This is a genomic window from Alcanivorax sp. HI0044, from assembly GCF_001634945.1.
Genome location: NZ_LWEZ01000053.1, coordinates 1 through 1,160 on the forward strand (window position 1 = coordinate 1; position 1,160 = coordinate 1,160).

Consider the following 1,160-nt stretch of genomic DNA (forward strand, 5'->3'; position numbering starts at 1 on the left):
ACCACCTTGCGGGTCACGCCGGGCCGCTGGCAGCCCATGGGCAGCATCACCGTGACACAGAGTGGAAGCCGTCAGAGCATTGGAAGCTATCAAAACCAGCAACAAAGCATGACTTTGCCGCTGGAGGTGATGGTGGAGAAGGAGTAGCACCACGCAACACGCGGTGACGCAGAAGCGCCGCAGGCGGCGCGATAAACCTGATTGCAAGTAACGAGTAACGAGTGACGAGTGACGAGTGACGAGTGACGAGCAGCGAAAATCGTCGGGCTTCCCCATGGTTTGGGGTTTGCCTTTCGAAACTCGTTTCTCGCACCTCGACACTCTGGCTATCGCGCCACCACAGCGGCTTCGCAGAAAGCCCGGGGGGGATTAGGAGTCGCCGCCCTACAACCAAAAAAGCCCCGACTAGCGGGGCTTTTTCTGTGTGCTCGAAAGCCTTACTTGGCTTTCAACTCACGGCGACGACGGTGCAGAACCGGCTCGGTGTAGCCGCTTGGCTGTGCACAGCCTTCGAATACCAGCTCACAGGCCGCCTGGAAGGCAACGGAGCCGTCGAAGTCCTTGGCCATGGGCACGTAGTCCGGGTCGTTGGCGTTCTGACGATCCACCACTTCCGCCATGCGCTTCATGGTTTCCAGTACCTGCTCTTTGCTGCAGATGCCGTGGTGCAGCCAGTTGGCCACGTGCTGGCTGGAGATCCGCAGGGTCGCGCGGTCTTCCATCAGCCCCACATCCTTGATGTCCGGCACCTTGGAGCAACCCACGCCACTATCAATCCAGCGCACCACGTAACCCAGCATACCCTGGGCGTTGTTATCCAGCTCCTGCTGGATTTCTTCGGCGGTCAGTTCGCGGGTCAGCAACGGGATGGTGAGGATGTCGTCCAGGGACGCACGGGTGCGGCTGGCCAGCTTTTCCTGAACCTCTGCCACGTTGATTTCATGGTAATGGGTCACGTGCAGCGTGGCTGCAGTGGGTGACGGTACCCAGGCACAGTTGGCACCGGCTTTCGGGTGACCGGCCTTGTTGGCCATCATCTGCGCCATTTCGTCGGGCATGGCCCACATGCCTTTACCGATCTGGGCGTGACCTTTCAGGCCGCATTCCAGGCCAATGTCCACGTTCCAGTCTTCGTAGGCGCCGATCCACGGCAGGGCTTT

Annotated in this window: 1 pseudogene; it reads right to left on the bottom strand. The window is 60.1% G+C overall.

What is annotated here, in order from left to right:
- Window positions 1–437: 437 nt before the first annotated feature.
- A pseudogene (locus A3730_RS00615) lies at window positions 438–1,160 on the bottom strand (malate synthase G); the annotation flags it as partial.